The following is a 19,758-nucleotide window of genomic DNA, read 5'->3' on the forward strand; positions in this document are numbered from 1 at the left end:
CTTCCTCACGGTCGCGGCTCGGTTTTCGTGTGTTTGTATTTACTTTATCGTGCACCAGAAAACCGAGCCGCGACTGTTAAGGAGCGGAACTTTTTGTTGAGGCACAGAGTCTGTATAGCATTCGTGTAGCCTAAGATGTGAGTCAGTTGCAAGCAAGCCGGGGCAGGATTTTTAGCTTCACTTAGTGCCTTTCGAGCATGATTTCATTGATATTTTCAGCATTTTATCACTTAAAACTTGAAACACCGCCTTAATGAAACGATCTAATCCCTATGATTTTACTATAAAAAATTACAGGCCTTAGTTATGTAACTTTTTTGTAAAATTAGTTAATATTTTGTTAAGTATTGTAATGATAGTATTGACCTGAACTTAAACGAAGCGGAGAAATCATGTCTATACTTTCAAGTTTTTATTCAGGAGTTCAAAATTCGATTAGTGCCGTAACTTCAGCTGTGAGCACTGCAAGTTCCCGAGTGTTTAAAGGTATAACTCAGGCCGTAGGGAGCGCAATAGCCCGAACCACAATAGGAGTTGCGCTAGACAAAATCAAACCCACCCCTCCCAATACAGAACCCGAAAAAGCCTCCGAGCCAGAAGGTATGATTGAAACAGTTCAGGATTTTTTTGGCAAAGCAGGAACTGCCGCAACAGAGTTCGTTAAGCAAACAAAAACCCGCGTTATTGAGGAGGTTGCAATGGCAGCTTTTGATACCACAATTGAAGAAATTAAGGGACATATTACAGAAGGTGTAGCATCTTTAGGAGCAGGACTTGGCAAAAGTGCTGCAGAAAAGTTGGAATCTGTTATCAATGAGGGCTCGGATTCATTGGATGCTTCTCTTGGTACTATAGGAAAGAAATTCAGAGGGTTACTGGAATCCTATAAAGAAAAGATAGACACGGGCTTACAACAAAAAGATTTGTCTGCTTCACAGCAATTAGGTTTTAATCTTGCAAATCTTTTGCATGAGAAATTATCTGATTTGGGCGATGCATGTTTTCAGGCAAAAAAGCTTTCTATTGATGCCTTTAAGCAGCAAAGCACCGACGCGATTAACAGGGCCAAACCAGGCATAGAAAAGGAATTGGGAGAAGTTTTTGTAAATTACCTATTAGCTCCCATTACCTCCTTCTTACAAGGCCTGATGTCTAATGTCATTAAGAGTTGCCTTGGTTTCTTTAAAGAAAAAATAAGCCCTTCTACCACTCAGGTTGCAGCAGAGGAAGAAACAGGATTGCAAATGAGATGATTTTAGCTCCAGGTTAATTTTGAAAATGCCTGATTTAGAATCAGGCATTTTTTTTGCATCATTTAATTTTAGTTGATGGTTATTATTTAGCTTCGTAATACAGGAATTAGTTGCATTAGTTACATCCTCAATGTATCAGGGTTATCCTCTTTTACAGATTCTTTTTCCCTTTCGGCTTCTAAATACGCCAGGTAATCCGGTTTATTGAAGATTTGCATAATCATCAATTCTTTCGCATTAGGCAATGTGACCTTATCGTTTGATTCTTTATAAAAAGAGTTTATCTCTTTAGCCACTTGCTCTGCCAATTGTTCAGTATCTATCTGTAACATCAGATCAGAAAAAACTGTTGCGTTCAGGCCTCGAAAAGATTCATGATGCGTGACAGTCATCACCCCAGAAGTACAAAAGCTTTCCTCTTTAATATGTGCTATTTCATGAGCAAGCGTATCAAATAATTCATTAATGAAATTTCTGATGTCATGAGAAGAGGGCTCGTTTTTAAACACTGATTCAAGTTGGCGTTGCCAGTTGAATGGGTTGATAAAAATACTTGTTTGCTTAATCTGTTTGCCATCTTTTACTGTCTTATTAAATTCCGCTGGCACTACAAAAGCAAGTGCCGATGGCATTCGCGTTGAAAACCTGATCTCCAGCTCGAAACCATATTTATCAGCAACTGCGGCGGATATCTGAGTACATAATTTATAAAATAAGGCCCAATTGGGTGCATTTTGAAAGGCACCATTTCCATTCAATGTCCAACTACAGTATTTAAACCGAACCAGTTCTTTTTCATATTCATTTTTTGGGTCGGTTATATTCCGTTCATATTCCGATTGAAACGCGACCGCCTGTGCTTCTTTGTCTAAACGCCATGTAACAAAATCAGGTAACTGATACGTATTAAGCTTGCTTGTTTGATTTAATCTGGCTATGTCGGCCAGAGAAACGAGTGTATCACCGTAGCTAATGAACTGAATATGGGTGAGTAAAAACACGCAATTGTCGTTCGATAAATATCGGGCATAACTTTCAAAAAGTTGACCGCGGTTAACCTTCTCTGCATCGGCAATGATTTCTGCCTCAACCTCGCCTGGTTTAACATAACCTGCCCTTAAATTACGGAACAAATCATCCGGAAGGTAATTGGCTTCAATTTTCCCCTGCTTTAACAAATTACAATAGGCATTTAAACAAAGCTGGAAAAATAAGGGTTTGAAAAAATCTTTAAATTTATCAGCAGCGTAAAAATTATTTCTCTCTCTGGTTAACGCAACAGAAGCTGGCAATTCAATCACAATACCAAAAGCCTTTAACCGGCTAGCGATAAAATCAGGAATGGCATCCCAATAGTCTTCATCAATAGTCTTAATAAACAAACCACCGGAAGTAAAGGCACATTCAGAATTGCTGTAAATCTTACATGCCCCTAACGAATCAATATGAATTTCCCCAATATAAGACAAAGATTCATTAATTTGATTACCATTTAATAAGATTTTATATTGTCCTGCATCAACGAATCTGCCAAATTGCCTGACCGCATTTAATGTTCTTGCTGCTTCAAGAGTACCATTATCCGCACGGCTCACTCTATCAATAGTTGTCCCGGTAAAATCTTCCCTCACCGTGCGCCCTGACAGTTTCACATCGATGATTCTGTCATTGGATTCATCATAAATCGGTATAAAGTTAAAATAACAGGTAGTACCATCGCCCTTACTGGTTTTTAAAGTGATTGATTCAGCACCATGAAAGGCTGAGAAAAAGCCAACGCCTCTGCCACCAATAAATTCCTGATGCCCTCTTTTGGTAGAGTTTCCGGGAATAACCAGGCTGTGTAACACGGTATAAAGGTCCATACCGCAGCCCTTATCTTCAACACGTGTCACATGACGACCACCGGAGGTTTGATAAAGGTCAATTTTAATTGGCAAGCCTTTAGCGGAAGCATCCATCGCATTTTGGATCATCTCTCGCATATAGTTTGGTGTAGAAACATCACATAAGTGATAAGTCGCATGAATGAGCTTTCTTTTAGCCAGATCAGTATCTATTGTTTTATCAAATTCTGATATGAGCAGGCATAGCTCCTCAGGAGTCTGCAGTGTAACTAAATCCTGTGTCCGCAGGTTGGCAACGGTAATGGCATCAAGTAGCGAACAGTAGCTGCCGCCCTGCCCCTCATCAGCTAGTGATACAAAGGGTAATTCATTCAGCAGACTCGTTTGTTTGCTAAATAAATAATAAGAAAGTTCCCTTGGTTTTTTGGGCAATGGGGCCAGGAATGTATCCATCTCATTATCGACACTTAATACGCGATACAACTCCAGGTATTTTTGGGAGTACGCGTCATATAATTGAGACAATACGCTGACACCATACAATTTTACGATATCAATAATTTTGGAACCCAACTCAATGTCTGTATTGTTACCCGCAGCAAAGTAAATTACATCTATCAAGCGGATGGCTTTTTTAAGAAATGACCTGTTTTCAGAGAAAATCAATTTATAATATTCATAATAAACATTAAATTGCTCTCTGGTTGGAGTGTAAGTCATTTGCGATAAAAATGGATAAAATGCCACAAAGACTTCATGAGGACAATCGACAAATCGTAAGGCATTTGAATAATCCTCATTATTTAAATCGCGCTGATTTAAATAATTCAAGTTAGCCAAAACATCCTTGTCTCCTAATAATCTGTCAGGTATTTGCTTGTAAAAATAAGGTGGTCTAGTGTGTTCATTTCTGCTTCCAGGTACCAGATAAGTATTCGTAGCGATTTTTTCTATATCTTTCGGAAAGAAATGGATTGCTTGCTCAGGATAATAGAAATAAGGGTAATTATCTTCAAAGCAGCAGGACGTTTCTCCTTGGGTCACAATAAGACCACTCTCGGACAAACTGAATTGTGAATCACTATTCTCACATACAACTCGCCAACCATGTTTCCTCTCACCAAAACCTGCGTATCGTAAAGGAGTGGGGAAGATGTAATTGCCATCACTATCAATCACCAGGTAATGAGACGGTTCGCCATTGCCTCTTTCATCCTCTTTACGCAAAATCAGGTAAGGACAATCGGGATCAGATTTGACTTTCATTTGTTCCGTATTATTAAATACTTCCACGCCTTTTGAATTTATCAAACGGTAACCATCAACTAAAGCAAAACCACCTGAGGCACTATCTATCAAGGTTAACTCTTCGCAAACAAGAAGTGCATTGTTACTATCAGACGCTTCTTTTTTCATAAGAAGATAACGGTCACCTTGTCTGATACCTATAAAAGAGCGATTAGTACAGCACTTGCTAATGTCTTGATAATCAACATGTTCCGGAAGCATCCAGTGTTGCCCATCGGGTGTAAGTAATTTAATTTGCAGATCATCTGTTTCATAAACAACGAAGGTAGTTTGGATTGTGGGGATATCCTGTTTTGTATGGTAACGGATTTTATCACTGTGTTTAAACGCTTTGACACGGCCAAGATAATGCAGAGAACCGTTATCTAATTGATATAATTGATTATCAATAATCATTTTATCAAGATGTTCTCCCACCAGTATTGCGCTGCTAAAATGCTCTAACTGGTCACCATTTAATTTTAAAACTTCCGCTGTAGAATAACTTTGAATGACTATTAAGGTTTCATCATGAAACTTAAAGCTTTTGATATGATCAGGCGTTACTTCGCCATAAAAACCGCTGAGTAAAGCTGATGATAATGAGTTGAACTGTGCATCGCATAAGTCTACGCTGGCATAAAAGTCTGCAAATCCACTAGTACCATACAAAAAGACGAGGTATAAGCCTTGCCAGGGAATAACATTGATTTTTCCAGCTTTATAAGTCCTGATACATTGATTTTTAGAGTTGTATATATAATTAGTAAAATATTTATCCAGGATTTCCTCTGAACCTTTGTTGTAATCAGACGATGCCGGCTTCGTTCTTATAATATAGTAACTGCTTTCAGGAATAGCCTGGTAATAACTGTAAAGGGGTAAACCATCCAGGAGGACCGCATCGGTGTCCAGACACACTAGCTGTGTCTTTTCCCCTTTTTTCATAATAACTCGTTCAACCTTGGCAACAGCGGGAAGGATAACTTCCGTGCTGTCTCGAAATAAAGACAAAATCAATTCACCACGTTTTCCTGAAACAGGATGAAAATTCTCATCATAGACAACTGTATTTTCCCATCGTTTCCACTTTTGCGAACTTACAAAATAACTTACCCCTTGATGTTCAAATGTGTAAAAACCGCCGTAAAGGGACGTGTCAAATTCATTTTCTGTTGTCCAGCTATATCTTTGTTTCAACTGCCCTTTAAACGGGTATTTTGCGACAAGAGTTTTGGCTGCTCCCAGTATTTCTCTGTTTTGGGGATTGATTTCATCTAATACCATTGGATCAACATGGGTTAACCCGCCATGCTGGAGATATAAGGCATGATGTTTTGGTGGGCTATAATCAGAAAAATTGTAGATATCAGCAGCCCTGAAATGCTTTGATTCAGATTCCTTAAATTGCCAGGCACCCGCATTATCTCTAAGCAACATTTGGGTGATCCGGCTCAGCTGTGATGGAGTCGTTTTAGCTTTAAGATATAAGGCCTCGGTAATATAGAGTGTTTTATTGATGTCATCAAAAAAGATATGGTTATCTTTTGCCATTGCTTTTACAACAAAAGCTGTGACCTGATGTGACTGCCATTCCTTAGGTTGAAACCCCAAATCGTCCAACCAGTTTTCAGGAATAATACCCGAGTGAACACGAACACAATCACCTGCATCAAGAAAATCATACTGCCTTCCATCTGGGACCATCAACCTGCGACCAACAACTTGAATCAGGGTATTCATTAAATACAAATGGATGTTGTTTTCTATTCCATAGAATGAATTTCTACTTTGAAGTTCCTGGACAGCGGCACTGATGGTATTTAAGTAAGCCAGTCTCACATCCTGGGGCAGAGCATAGACAACATGAATTAAATCCTTGATGGTTTGAACCAGCCTTATACTGTCTACTTGCACCGCATCACGGCTTTCAGTAATGGTTGTATCTTTCGGCAAGCGCCAAATGACACTTAATGCATTGCTTTTTGCAGGCAGCTTCATTTCACTGATTAGGACATTTGCCAGGGTTAGCGTTATAGAGGGCGACTTACCATCACTTTGGTTTATTAAAGCACTTGCTTGTGGTGTAGGATACCTTTCATAGTTATCAGATAGTTTTATTGCTTCACCATTAACAAATAAACCATCCCCGGGATAGCTTCCGAAATAATGTGTCACATAATCTACATAGGCCTGGGTCTTTATCTGTTTGTCTTTGACAATAATTTCAGTGCCTATGGGAATATCTGCATGGGTCTCGATACTCACTTCGATTCGGCCATCCCTGTATCGAAAGCTAATCTGGTAACCATCACGTTCCTTTGCTGAATGGGTTCTGATAACAACGCTGGCTGATTCATCTTTCAGATGAGCAAGAGCTGTATAAAATCCTACCCCAAAACGCCCAATGCTATCGGCAATCACAAGCTTACTGGAGCTTTTGGGGATAAAGAGTTTATTAAACAAAATATCAGCAGTCATTCCACAACCATTATCCTTTATTTTGTAAGAACCGTTACTGACATCAACCAAAATTCTATTTGCCTCTGCATCCATAGAGTTGCTTATCAGTTCAACCAGCGAGCGCCTGCTGTCCGGGTTTTGTCTGTAAATATCATCAATAAGCGCACCAGAAAGTTCTGTCTGGTTATCGATAAGGCAAAGACGGCGGATTGAATCATTCAACTCAAAATATTGGGCAAATTCCTGTAAGCGTTGGATGCTCAATTTTTCCTGAAATGAATTTGCTGTTTCTAAAAAGTGAACGAGCACATCCAAAGGTATGTATTTAGGTTTGTTCAGTGCAGCCCTCTTTTCACTATAATACCCGGGAATCACTACTCCGCCGTCCCGCGGCTTGTCCGCGGGATCCAGAGGTCTCACTTCGAGCTTAGATTCCTGGATCCCGCGGACAAGCCGCGGGACGGTGGAATTCCTTAACTGAATAGCAGTGTGCTCAGGCATGGGCTCGCTTAGGGTTAATCCCGTATCGCGTTCAAACTGCTCTGACTCCGATGGAAAATCTCTTAATTGGCCAGGAAGTTCGTTCTTTGCTGCGATTTGTTCGAAGCCTTTATTGTCGTAATGACGCTTTTTCTTTTTCTGATGAATGGGATCACTAATATATAAAATGGCACCACGAAAACTAATTGCCTCTTCTGATGGTGCTTTGGCCTTACGATATTGCGCCGTGCTGATTTCTGAAGAGTCCGGTTGCGCGTTTTGCCAGAACCTTCCTGGAAATTTCACAAATACTTCAGGTGCTCTTGTTTGCTGTAATTGAATAGTCGATTCATAGAGCTCATCTACGCTGACAGCAACATAGTGATCCCAGGTTAATAGAATAATCATCACGGGTTTGTCTGGCATAACAGCATAACCAACGACCATTGCACTATGCTCGGTTTGACTATTAGTGCGAACGGGTTGCCCTGTTTTTGGATCAACATCGTAAAAAATATTAACGGCCTGTTGTTGTTCTATGGCAGTAATGAGCGCTTTGCTATAGGTTTCTCTCGAGTCATAATGTTTCGCATATACCCCTTTAAATCCATTGCTTCTTGCAAGCTGTATTAAATCTCTCACATCATATACTTCACCAACAACCGAACCGGATTGCTTGGCCTGTTGCCTTAAGCTAGTAAATTTATCGTGGTTCTCAATAAAATGCCCCAAGCGAATATTGAACTTTGTTGGATAAGGTGGCAGCGGATTTAACCTTGGGTCACTTTGATAACGAAAATGCAATCCGGAACTTAACGCATAAAGTTTACATGTCTGACCTTTTTGCTTAAATCCTGGCGGTAGTAAATCAAGAACTTTACTCGCATAACCTTCGCTTTTTAATTGAAAAATGAGCTCATTGAGATTTTGAAATAGCATATTATCATAATAGAGAACATCAAGGGCGACAATAATACACTTGATACATATTTAAAGCAATTCAATCCAGACAGGAGGTAGCAACTCCTTAATGTAACGTAAGTTATGGATAAGAAACTTGATTTAAATATATAAAAAAACTGTAGCCTTGATGCAGCGACAGCGTAATCAAGGTTTTCATGCAGTAAGGCTAAAAGACCATAGGAAAACCTTGATTACGCTGTCGCTGCATCAAGGCTACAATTTAAATCAAGCACTCACGTTACTTAAGATGTGTGTGTAGCCCGGTCTGCTTGCAGCCGGGAATGGAGATTGGGTGAGAACTCAAGATGTGTAACCAGCATCAATTCCCGGCAACAAGCAACTAACTCTTCTAACACAATCTGGCATTGACTCCGATATCTCTCGGCTTGTCTGAGGAATTCAGAGGTTCAGAGCAGAAACACTGTCCGTGCCAGTATAACTGTTCCGCTTCCTGACGGTCGCGGCTCGGTTTTCGTGCGTTCGTATTGACTTCATCGTGCACCGGAAACCGAGCCGCGACCGTCAGGAAGCGGAACTTTTGTTGCGGCACAGAGCCTGATTTAGCATTGATCCAGAGCAGGTGTGTTATTTTCTGAATTGAATAACTTGATCAGCAAAATCGACAAGCTTTTCCAGACTAGTGATAAAGTTTTGATATTCAGTAGCGGGGAAACAATGATTTAGTAATAATTCTGTTATATTCATAACGACAAATCAAAATATTTAACCACTAAGACCAAATATCATCCAAATAAGGTTCTCGTGTATATTGCTCTTTTGGTCAGTCAGATGGATTGACAATCGATTCTAATTATCTAGAATGGTCAAATAATTGTCTTCAATTAAGTTTGTTTCATGTTTCGATTAATAAACAGGGGAATAGTTGGTTCTGACAGAAGCACTGAGGCTTTAGTCAGAAAAATATTTAAAAAAAATCTATTGAGTAATAATAGTCAATCTGTCGAAGTGAAATATCACCGCTTCGATTGTGATTTTGCTCATAATGGCGACTATTTAGCTCTATTAAAGAACTTTAACCAACTGGCATTATTCAAAATTTCATTTGCAACGCAAGTATGGCATTGTACTTATAGAGAATTTATGGATGGTGCTTTTGAGAAAGTCAGGAATCTTGTGGTCTCAGATACCGGTTTGGTGCTTCTTGTTGCAAAAGCACGCGATCAGTGGAGTGATAAATGCCAGGTTCTTATTTTTTCAGAAGGAAAGCATACAGGCAATTTTATAACTAATATGGCATCAGTCGATCTTGATTCGCTTCGAATCATCAATAATCGAATCTTTGGTATCTCTAACTTTGCCTACCGCAATCGTTATCAATTTTATGAGTGGGATATTCATGGCAAACTGGTGAACTCTGTTGGCATGGCAAATTTAGTGGGTTCTTATGCTCCGCTATTAACCGCCAATCAAAACCTAATCATTGTTTCTGCCAAATTTAAAGAGAGCAAAGAATACTCCCTCTTCTTCTTTGATTTAGATAAAAATTATTCTCATGTATTGAACTTGAATCAGCCCGAATTTAAGGTTGATCAGTTGTGCCTTGATTCCATATTGCTTATTGACAAATTTTTAGTAATTAGTTCCTACAGAAAGGAAATGGCTCCCATTAACCCCACTGTCACATTAATTGACCTCCAAAATTGGGAAACAATCAGGCAATTCTCAATCGATACACCAGAAGGGCATTTTCAATTTTTAACTGGAAACACTCAGTTTATCGTTTTACTGAAAGTTGCCGGTCGTAATGCGCAGGAAGTGTATTGTATCAACCTAAATAAGAACAGAATGTATAAAGTAATACAGGAACATGACCATTCTGAACATATTGAATCCATCAATCTGGACGACTCACTTCTCATCGTATTTTTCTCCAAAGGTCATGGATTATATGCAACAATGGAACGTTGTGTGATTGATTTAAACCAGGAAGCGATGCAAAAAATGATTAGAACAAAGCATAATTACTCTCCTGTAAATCGTCCCCGCTTTTTCTCATCGGATACACTGGTTGTCACTTCACGCAACACACTTCGTTTTGAACAGTTCAATCACCTAAGTGGCCGCAAAAAGCAAGACGAGGAACCTGCTGCTGTAATTGAGTCAACACCAGCTCCTGCTTTTTCATAGGAAATCCTTATCATAAACCAGCGTGAGTTCGGGATAAGAAGCTTGATTTATCCGGTCGTTACTTCGATGCCGTTCGGAATGTTGCCCCTCTCAACGTTCTGCTACGAAGCAGAGAAGAAGGAAGTTCTAACTTGGAAAGATAATCTCCATGTCCAAATGATATGCAGTTTCTCCGAGCTGACTTAAGATACTTTTGTAGCCCGGTCTGCTTGCAACCGGGATCATAGTGGCACCATGCCGATTTCGGGAGATCCTTCGCGCAAAAAGACGCGCTCAGGACGACGTGGATTGGGGTGAAGTTGTTCCGGAATAGCACAGTGCGTAGCCCGGTCTGCTTGCAGCCGGGATCATAGTGGCACCATGCCGATTTCGGGAGATCCTTCGCGCAAAAAGACGCGCTCAGGACGACGTGGATTGGGGTGAAGTTGTTCCGGAATAGCACAGTGCGTAGCCCGGCCTGCTCGCATCCGGGATGAGATGCTCAATTGAAAACCGATCCCGGCTGCAAGCAGACCGGGCTACTTTAAAGACCATAGCCGTATTGCTCTTCATCCTCAAGCTCATCCATATCATTCATTAATTGCTGATAAGCCTGATGAAGCCTTTCACTTGTTATTCCTTCAGATAATGCAGGTGAATGAGTATCGGTGCTTTCAGGATCCTTAATATAATCCATTTCAGCTGCATATTCTTTTTCAATAATCTCCAGCGCTTCACTGCCGTGCTCCAAAAGAAAGATTTGAAACTGTTCAGAATGAAGCAGAATATCCCTGACCCGAGCTTGAGTAGCTATATCATCTTCTGGAAGAGCCGCTTTTAAATCAGGATTGCTGATTAAATCCTCAGCTACACATTCAAACACTAATGGCTCCATCAGAATATATTTCAAAAATGTTACGTTTTTATAAAACATAAACACCGGATGATAAGCTAGTTTTTTAAATAGTTGGTTATCTTCTTCACTAAATGCCCGTCGTTGAATCCCCATCTTTTCGCGAATTCGATGTTCTTCCAGTTGAAACTGTTCCTGAAATGCCCTGTTTAACTGTACCCACAATTTTGCAAGCCGTTCAAAAATCAAGTTTCGCTCTTCATCTGCAACGCTACTCCAGCTCCAGATACTTCTTAATTGCAGTTGCAAATGATAAAAAATAGAAATGAACACATCCATCTGATCACCAAAGGCAGTCATCTCTCGCCACTTGGTGAATACATCGATCACCATTTGAGCAAAATTTTCTATTAGCTTGTCATCAGTTGTTTTTCTACTCATGTCTAATAATTTGATTCCCAGTTCCAACATGAATTGATAGCTGTGTGTTTGCCAGGTTGGCCAATAAGAAAAAAAAGGGGTATAAGCAATATCCGGGAATTGGGCAAGATCTGCTTCAGTGACGGGGCGTAATTTAAAAAAAGACAACAGGTCAGTTATCCTTAACTGATTATGATAGGTCGTTAAATAATCAACAACTACTGGCCGTTTACTGTTACCGAAATCTATGGACGTGCCATCTTTAGAGAAATTGGTAGCATTAGGATCAGAATCCTGCAGCAATAATCTGAGAGGTAAAGTCCTCCCCAACCCTTTCAAATCGGCAAATTTTTTCTTATCCTCAGATGAAAGAAGCGCTTCCAATTCCTTCATGGATAACGGCATATCATCCTGTTCAGACGGTTCCAAAGATTGATAATGCTGTAAAACCTCAATTAACTCGTTAAGAAATGGAGCATAGGATGCATTCTTTTTTAATTGATTCTGAATGAACTGACATTCTTGCAACCAAAAGGCAATCTGCTCTGGCGATGCGGCTGCTGCCTGATTCATAATGTCTGCAAATAAAGTTCTTTGTCGATTAGGAATCAGCGAATGAAACAAGCTACTCACTACTTTATGCCGTAAAGACGATGCCGCATATTCCTTATCAAGAAGTTTCATGATCGTGCCTGCAAGTTGAACCATTCCATTCGCATAAAATTTTCGTGTAATGGATGAACGTTCAAAGAGTAAATCATCCTGATGGAGTGGATTTTCATGATAGGATTCAAAAGGAACCCTATCTACAGCTATGGTTCGAATCCAGTCCATGCGATGATTGTCTTCTATTTTGCATGAAGGGACATAAGTTCTGCCCGCTAATAGTTGATTTATCCTGGAGGAATATACTTCCAATTCAGCGAGGACTGAAAACTGTTTCTTGACATGAACTGCTGCAGGTTCTGTATTTTCCGTAGAAGAAGCTTTAGAGGAAGCATCTGCTTCGACTGTCAGCTCAGCCATTAATGAGTATAATAAAACCTTATACTCTTCGACTTCTTTTCTGTCGTCAGCTTTTTTATCAATTTCTGCGAGAAAAATCTCGGCAAGATGCGCCACTTTTTGTTCCGCATCCGGTATGAGCGCATCCAGTAACAACTGGTATTGGGGATTAAGCCCTGCTTTCATTACTTTAAGCCACTGCACAGCTTTTTCAGTATGCCATTTACTTTGCGTTACATTTTCATCCATTTTCCCCAGCATTGAAGCATCCTTTCAAGAGAAACACGATTGAATAGTAACATAGTTCTGCATTTTAAAAAGTGTGTTTATATTTTTTTTGTGCATCACGAAAAAAGCCCGAACGGAGCGAGGTAAATCAATCTTCTTAACTCACGTTACTCAAAGTTTTTAATTCTATTCGTAGCCCGGTCTGCTTGCAGCCGGGAACTGACCATCGTTACACAGCCGAAGTTCTAACCAAGTCTCCATTCCCGGCTGCAAGCAGACCGGGCTACATATTCTACATTGGCTTGATTCTAGGCTATATTTAATACGATGAGTGGCCAAATAAAATGGAGAATGTAATCATGATGAGCAAGAAAATATGGGTAACCCTGCTTTTGAGTTCGTTATTGTCTTTTGCAGCAGTGGCAGAAGAGTCAAACGTTGAACCTTCTGAGGGACAAATCATCCAATTTACGCGCGGAAAATCAGTCACTCTAAACGAGCTGTCTTCTGTAGCCGATTTATCAACCGCAAGAAATCAGAAAGGAAATCCCGTTACTCTTGAAGACGTGAATTATACTGTTGCCTCATTTACCAGAACTACTATTACCATAGAACCCCCAAATGGCTCAACAGCGGATGTAATCACTTTAGATCTTAAATAGTGTATAAAAAACTGTAGCCTTGATGCAGCGGAGTGGTATCAGGGCTACTGCATCCAGGCTACTTTTGAATTTTATCCTTTAGGGAGCCAGCGCCTTCTTTTCATCATCACCAGTACCCTGAATTGCATGAGCAACAGTAACGGCAGTTCTACTGGCCGTGCTTACTGGCATGGATACTACAAGTGCAGCTGTTAATACTGCTTCACCTATGCTAATAATAGCTGCAGCTCCTCCCGTAATAAACTGTTCTTTTGCTCTCGCTGTATCACCATGGCAGAGAGCCGTACTGGTTTTAACCAACGAGACGACGGCTAATACTCCAAGAAATACTGAGAGTGCAGGTGGGGTAATAGTACCTCCTACTACATGCATCAGGGCCTCCCCCTTATTGGCAAATGGTTGAGAAAAAGTTGTATAAGGGCAAACACTTAACTTGAAAATGCCACCCACCATTGAACCAGCAGATGCTAATGCTAAATTACCACACATATTAAATCTCCTTCAAAATACTTGGTCATTTTAATGGTTCTTGCTTGAAACCATTACACATCTGAAATCTAAGAGAAATTTTTTAACGTGTATACCGTATAAAATACGGTGCTTTTTCAACCCACATATAAAAACTGTAGCCTTGATGCAGCGATAGCGTAATCAAGGTTTTCATTCCTCATCAAAAGCCCAAATAAAGGAAAACCTTGATTTCGCTATCGCTGCATCAAGGCTACACCGGTTTAAACAGGCCTGTATTCATGATTTTATTGTGTACATAATCCAGGGACTTGGTTCTGCAATTGAATCGTAAAATATTCTTGCGATGGTATTGTCCGGTTTGGTAATCCAATACAATGGCATAGTGCCAGTATTTGGAGGTCCTTCGCGCAAAAAGACGCGCTCAGGACGACGTGGGGCGGGGAGTCAATTGCAAGCAAGGTGGGCTACAGAAGCAGGGCTGATTGACTCAGGTCTATTTCAGATTCAATTGGAACTATCACATGATTAAAAGGAGGATTAAAACACTGGCATAGTTCAACAACTTTCAGCTTATCATCAAATTTCAAACTTATAGAATTAGTTTTAGTTATAGTGTTTCCTGCAAAATCTTTAAAACACGCTTCAAATTTTGCCGTAGCAACGCCACCTTCAAATTTTATGGATTCAATGAGAGGAAACTTTATCCATGAAGATTCATATCGTGTATGCCCTACATCTAATCGCTTTTTTAAACTTTCAGCATGTGTAGCACACAGCTCATCATTGACAATGTATTGAAACTCATCAGCAAATACATCATTGATTTGCTCTACAGTACACTCAAAACCTCGTTTGCCGGTTTCATTTAACCACTGTAATACTAATTGAGCTGCTGCTTCCTGGTTATTTTCCGAGGTAAAAAAATTTCTTCTCATTTAATTCTTCATCCATTTAAAATTAGAGATTCAATTATTGATTGCGATGTTTCTTCGCGTGGGTCAGTGTAACAAATTTTTTCTTTTATAGAAATTCAGTGACATTTATATATCCCAGTCCGTTGGGTAGCCTTCTATTCTGGCTCAGATTCGTAGCCCGTATTAGGCGATAGCCGTAATACGGGATCCACTTCCGCTATTCAGGCTCACTCACGCGAATGTTAATAAACTGCCAGGGATCACTATGATCAATATGTTTTTCTTTGGAATCTTTTTTATCTTGCAAAGGATTCCAATCAGTATAGTAACCACCAACTTTACCAAGATAAGGTAAGGCCAGGCTCAAAATGTATTCATGATCCATGTCTTCAGATTCTATAATTCCCCGTTCCGGATTTTTAATCGCCCAAATCATGCCTGCTAAAACACCAGCGGCAACCTGTAAGCTGGTAGCACTATTATGGTTGGCCAATTTTTTAGCTTCATGTATGGATAGATGTGATCCATACCAATAAGCGCCTTTTTTATTTCCCATTAACAGGACGCCTAACTCATCAGTACCATCCACAATTTCGTTTAACATAATACGTTTGTCTTTTTGAGGAATGTATTTTCTCTTTACCAGTTCTTTTAAAGATAAAACAGCATCGGGGCATGGATGGTACGCGTAATGGACTGTTGGTCGGTACATTACTTTACCGTCTTGTTTCAGGGTTAAATAATCGGCAATAGATAAAGATTCATTATGCGTAATTAAAAACCCATTAAACGCTCCAGAAGCAGGAGTCCAGGTTCGTACTCGTGTTTCAGCACCGGGCTGGCTCAGATAAATGCCGCAATTTGAACCAAAGCCATGATGGTTTGCATCATGAGGTAAATGACGTTCGTGACTTCCCCAACCCAATTCAGCCGGTCGCAGTGCTTCAAAAATTAAAGCATCTACCGACCATGTATTTATAAATTCATCCTCTTTTTTAGCCTGAGCAGAAATTTGCGTATCATGTTCAGAAATATGGATGGTTTTTATATTCAGATCGTGTGCCAATTGAGCCCATTCCACTGCGTCTCTGGGTAACTCCCCTTTCCAGTTATTATCTTTGGCCACATTCCATAAAGCCTGTTTGAGAAAATGAGAGACTAACCCGGGATTAGCACCGTGTCTTAAAACTGCGGTAGGCCCCTTCTGTTTCAATTGTAAGGTGGCATCACGCAAAGCATAGTTAGAGGGTAATTTACTGTTGTCGTTACGATAGCGTTCTTCCCAACATTCAGCACCAGCATCCAGATACAATATTTTATTGGTCTGGCAATATTTTATTAAATCGATACTGGAGACACCTACTGACAAATTTAATAAGAAATCACCGGGGCCAAGAATGGATGGCAAAAGTTTCAGATAATTATTCTCAGTCACCGCAAGTTCTTTAAACTGGACACCGTAATTTTTGGCTACATCGGCACCTATATTATGTTTTGACAGAATGACGATTTGGGAGGGGTCTAGTTTAAAGGATTGGAATAAAAGAGGGAGTACTGCCTGGCCTATACATCCGAAACCAAGAATTAAAATTTTATTCTTATACACTATTTGAGTTGTTGATGGATTCATGAATTAGTCCTCAAATAGAAGCACTATTGTTTCCATATGCAAAAAATAAGCTTCATAGTTTTTAGTTGCATAGTGTAAATTTAAAACATCACACTATACTTTAATTATAGTTCAAAAAGTAATTCTGTTTAAAATTTTTACTAAAAAACAATGGTTATTGGTAAACAGTTAAAAAATAAATGTGCTCTGAACACGATAAAAACAGGTGCTGACCAAATGAAAAATTATAAAATGTATGTTGATGGAACATTCACTTCTGCCCTCAGCGGAGCCACTCGCAATATCATTGACCCTGCTAATGGCGAACTCATTGCGACCGTTCCGGAAAGTGCAAAAGAAGATGTTGTCCTGGCAATCAAGGCAGCGCGTAAAGCCTTCGATGAAGGGGATTGGAAAAAAACCACAGCGCTTGACCGAGGCAAATTATTATTCATGCTTGCCGATTTGATTCGTGCCAATGCAACAAGGTTAGCCAAACTGGAAACAAAAAATTGTGGCAAACCTTTGGCAGAAGCAGAATATGATGTAGCCGATGCAGCCAATTGTTTTGAATTTTATGGCGGGCTCGCTACTAAAATTCATGGCGAAACCATGTCGGTTCCCGCAAATTCTTTTAGTTATGTTGTTCGTGAGCCAATAGGTGTTTGCGGGCAAATTATTCCCTGGAATTTCCCACTGCTTATGGCAGCCTGGAAGCTTGCTCCCGCCCTTGCTGCAGGAAATACTGTCATCTTAAAACCCTCAGAACTGACTCCGCTCACAGCTCTTGAATTATTTAAACTGATTGATCAATGTAACTTTCCAGCCGGTGTCGTCAATCTCATTACTGGACCTGGAGTGGGCGCAGGTGAAGAGTTAGCATTGAATGCACTGGTCGATAAAATTGCCTTTACTGGCGGAACAGTCACTGGCAAAAAAATCATGCAGGCAGCGACTGGGAATTTGAAAAAAGTCTCATTGGAACTGGGTGGAAAAAATCCCAATATTGTCTTTGCAGACTGTGATCTGGACATGGCTATTGATGGCGCCCTTTTTGGTGCTTTTGCCAACCAGGGTGAAGTATGTTCCGCAGGCTCCCGTCTGCTGGTCGAGCGCTCCATTCACCAGAAAATAATAGCAGGAATGTTGCAAAAAATTCCCAATATTAAACTGGGACATGGTTTGGACGATGGGGTAAAAATGGGACCATTGGTATCACGAGCTCATCTCGAAAAAGTAGAACAGTACGTCAGGATTGGTATTGAGGAAGGGGCAAAATTACTTTGTGGTGGTAAACGTCCGGAAGGCAAAGCATTCGCCAAAGGGAATTTTTTTGAACCCACTATTTTTGATGCAGTGACACCCCAAATGCGCATTGCCCGCGAAGAAATTTTTGGTCCAGTGCTTGTTGTTATTCCTTTTGATACGGAAGAAGAAGCCATTCAAATTGCAAACGACACAGAGTATGGTCTGGCTGCAGCCGTATGGACCAGGGATCTGAGTCGGGCGCATCGTGTTACATCTCAACTTCGTGCAGGAATTCTTTGGGTCAACCACTATCATCCAACGTACAATGAAATGCCTTGGGGTGGCTACAAACAAAGTGGTTCAGGACGTGAGTTAGGCTTGTATGGCATTGAAAGCTATCTTGAAATCAAACAAGTGAATATTAATCTGGATAACACGCCAATTGGATGGTACTGATGGATCACATTAAGATTAAAACACAAATACCGGGGCCAAAATCAACAGTCTTGATGGAACAACGTCACCAGCATGTTGCACGGGGTCCATTCCATGCGACTCCTCTTTTTGTAAAACGGGCAAAGGGTTCGTTTGTTGAAGACGTAGATGGCAATGTGTTTCTGGATTTCTCATCTGGAATCGGTGTGGTAAACACAGGGCATTGTCATGACTCGATAGTTAATGCCATCAAGGCTCAGGCTGAACAATTTCTCCATACCAGTTTTAACATTCTACCTTATGAGGGATATGTCAGGGTATGTGAACAATTAAATCATCACACGCCAGGCAGTTTTGAAAAGAAATCACTTCTGCTGAATTCAGGTGCTGAAGCGGTAGAAAATGCGATAAAAATTGCGCGCACCTATACTCAAAAGCCAGCGGTCATTTGTTTTGATCATGCTTATCATGGCCGCACTTATATGGCTATGGCGCTCACCGCAAAAGAAAAACCCTATAAGTACGGCTTCGGTCCTTTTCCTTCCGATGTGTATCGCGCTCCTCTGCCCTATGAGTATCGTTGGGCAGGAACGAATTGCGTAGAAGATTGTTTTAATGATTTTGTTACGCTTGCAAAGGAACAGATAGGCCTTGAACATTTAGCTGCAATTATTTTAGAACCCGTGCTGGGTGAAGGAGGATTCATTCCCTTCCCTGTCACTTTTTTACAAAAACTTCGTGAATTTTGCACTGCCAATCACATTGTTTTTATTGCTGATGAAATTCAATCCGGTTTTGGCCGGACAGGTTCTCTGTTTGCGATGGATACATTGGGTGTGGTTCCCGATCTCATTACCACAGCAAAAGGACTTGGTGGGGGAACAGTGATCGCAGCCGTAACCGGTAAAGCTGAAATGATGGATGCAGCCATGGTGGGTGGGCTAGGGGGAACCTTCGGAGGAAATCCTCTGAGTTGTGCCGCAGCACTTGAAGTGTTCAAACTATTCGAAGATGGGAGCATGTTACAGCATGTCACCAGGCTTTCCTCACTACTTCAGTCCAGACTTTCCCGATTGAAAGAACAGTATGACATTGTGGGTGATGTTCGGGGGTTGGGTGTCATGCAGGCCATGGAGCTGGTTGAAGATAAAGATAAAAAAATACCCAATAAAGCAGCCGCAGGCCAATTAACCCAATATTGTCTGGAGCATGGCCTGGTGATTCTCAACTGTGGTGAATTCGGCAATGTAATCCGCCTTCTCATGCCTCTGACTACCGAGGTGAACGATCTGGAAATGGGACTATCTATCATTGAAGATGGTCTCAAAACCTTATAAGCACTGTAGCCCGGTCTGCGGCTTATCCTATTGATATCTACACAAATGCGAGCTCAGGCTTTGTGCCTCAACAAAAATTCCGCTCCTTGACAGTCGCGGCTCGGTTTTCTGGTGCACGATAAAGTAAATACAAACGCACGAAAACCGAGCCGCGAC

10 protein-coding genes are annotated in these 19,758 nt (G+C 40.6%); 5 read left to right on the forward strand and 5 right to left on the reverse strand.

Annotation, left to right across the window (positions count from 1 at the left end; all coding sequences use genetic code 11):
• Window positions 1-392 precede the first annotated feature (392 nt).
• Entirely contained in the window at window positions 393-1,253 is an 861-nt protein-coding gene (locus B094_RS0108250) for a hypothetical protein (RefSeq protein WP_018577334.1), read from the forward strand.
• 119 nt (window positions 1,254-1,372) lie between these two features.
• On the opposite strand, the gene B094_RS0108255 is transcribed toward B094_RS0108250, so the two are convergent.
• Window positions 1,373-8,269: an ATP-binding protein gene (locus B094_RS0108255; protein ID WP_018577335.1), complete on the reverse strand. Its 6,897-nt coding sequence runs from the start codon at window positions 8,267-8,269 to the stop codon at window positions 1,373-1,375.
• A gap of 879 nt (window positions 8,270-9,148) precedes the next feature.
• On the opposite strand from B094_RS0108255, the gene B094_RS0108260 reads away from it, so the two are divergent.
• On the forward strand, window positions 9,149-10,441 hold the full coding sequence (locus B094_RS0108260) for a hypothetical protein (RefSeq protein WP_018577336.1): 1,293 nt from the start codon (window positions 9,149-9,151) through the stop codon (window positions 10,439-10,441).
• 523 nt (window positions 10,442-10,964) lie between these two features.
• On the opposite strand, the gene B094_RS0108265 is transcribed toward B094_RS0108260, so the two are convergent.
• Window positions 10,965-12,959, reverse strand: coding sequence for a hypothetical protein (locus tag B094_RS0108265; protein WP_018577337.1), 1,995 nt, complete (start codon window positions 12,957-12,959; stop codon window positions 10,965-10,967).
• Between the two features lie 326 nt (window positions 12,960-13,285).
• Between B094_RS0108265 and B094_RS0108270 the strand changes: the two genes are divergently transcribed.
• Window positions 13,286-13,588: a hypothetical protein gene (locus B094_RS0108270; RefSeq protein ID WP_018577338.1), complete on the forward strand. Its 303-nt coding sequence runs from the start codon at window positions 13,286-13,288 to the stop codon at window positions 13,586-13,588.
• Window positions 13,589-13,666: 78 nt separating this feature from the next.
• On the opposite strand, the gene B094_RS0108275 is transcribed toward B094_RS0108270, so the two are convergent.
• The 3 genes from B094_RS0108275 to B094_RS0108285 form a co-directional block, all read right to left on the reverse strand.
• Window positions 13,667-14,077, reverse strand: coding sequence for a hypothetical protein (locus B094_RS0108275; protein ID WP_018577339.1), 411 nt, complete (start codon window positions 14,075-14,077; stop codon window positions 13,667-13,669).
• Between the two features lie 446 nt (window positions 14,078-14,523).
• On the reverse strand, window positions 14,524-14,994 hold the full coding sequence (locus B094_RS0108280) for a hypothetical protein (RefSeq protein WP_018577340.1): 471 nt from the start codon (window positions 14,992-14,994) through the stop codon (window positions 14,524-14,526).
• Window positions 14,995-15,190: 196 nt separating this feature from the next.
• Window positions 15,191-16,603 carry a saccharopine dehydrogenase C-terminal domain-containing protein gene (locus B094_RS0108285; RefSeq protein ID WP_018577341.1) on the reverse strand — a complete coding sequence of 471 codons (1,413 nt, stop codon included), beginning with the start codon at window positions 16,601-16,603 and terminating at the stop codon, window positions 15,191-15,193.
• A gap of 216 nt (window positions 16,604-16,819) precedes the next feature.
• Here B094_RS0108285 and B094_RS0108290 point away from each other — a divergent pair, with 216 nt between their 5' ends.
• Both B094_RS0108290 and gabT read left to right on the forward strand, forming a co-directional pair.
• Window positions 16,820-18,286: an aldehyde dehydrogenase family protein gene (locus B094_RS0108290; RefSeq protein WP_026253950.1), complete on the forward strand. Its 1,467-nt coding sequence runs from the start codon at window positions 16,820-16,822 to the stop codon at window positions 18,284-18,286.
• A complete protein-coding gene (gabT, locus tag B094_RS0108295; protein ID WP_018577343.1) occupies window positions 18,286-19,602 on the forward strand; it encodes a 4-aminobutyrate--2-oxoglutarate transaminase in 1,317 nt (438 codons plus the stop codon). Before B094_RS0108290 ends, gabT begins: the two co-directional genes overlap by 1 nt.
• Window positions 19,603-19,758 lie beyond the last annotated feature (156 nt).

The sequence above is a fragment of the Legionella shakespearei DSM 23087 genome (assembly GCF_000373765.1).
GTDB classification, from domain to species: Bacteria; Pseudomonadota; Gammaproteobacteria; order Legionellales; family Legionellaceae; genus Legionella; species Legionella shakespearei.